The organism is Paenibacillus popilliae ATCC 14706 (genome assembly GCF_000315235.1).
Classification (GTDB): domain Bacteria; phylum Bacillota; class Bacilli; order Paenibacillales; family Paenibacillaceae; genus Paenibacillus_B; species Paenibacillus_B popilliae.
Window position 1 is genome coordinate 1 of the sequence record NZ_BALG01000543.1, and the last position, 435, is coordinate 435.

General features: G+C 54.0%; 1 protein-coding gene. It reads right to left on the minus strand.

The features are described from left to right. On the minus strand, positions 1-435 hold a 435-nt coding region (locus PPOP_RS19085), incomplete at both ends, for an RHS repeat-associated core domain-containing protein (protein ID WP_305082449.1).

Consider the following 435-nt stretch of genomic DNA (forward strand, 5'->3'; position numbering starts at 1 on the left):
GTCCTTCGGCAAGGTTGCCTGCCACAATGTCCCTGTTCACGAATCGTTTGATCTCCGGGTTATAGTATCTCGCCCGCATGTAATACAACCCGTTTGGATCTGTCATGACACCGTCGCGTCCGTTGTACCGAAATGGCTGCTCGGTGCTTCCTTCATGCTCAAGGAGTTCCCCATAAGCGCCATAGCGGTAGCGATCGGTCACGTTTCCCGCTTCGTCCGTAAGCCTGACGGTACTGCCGCGACGATCATAATGATAATGTACGTAGCGACCGCTCGCATCCTCGCGACCGATGAGACCGAGTCCATATACATAATAGGCCCGTGGATTTCCTTCTTCGTCCACTTCCATCAGAAGTTGGCTGAGCATGGATTCCTCATTGGTCACAAAATACGTCGTGCCTGCCGGGCTCGTCATCGAACGGCGAACGTGATCGG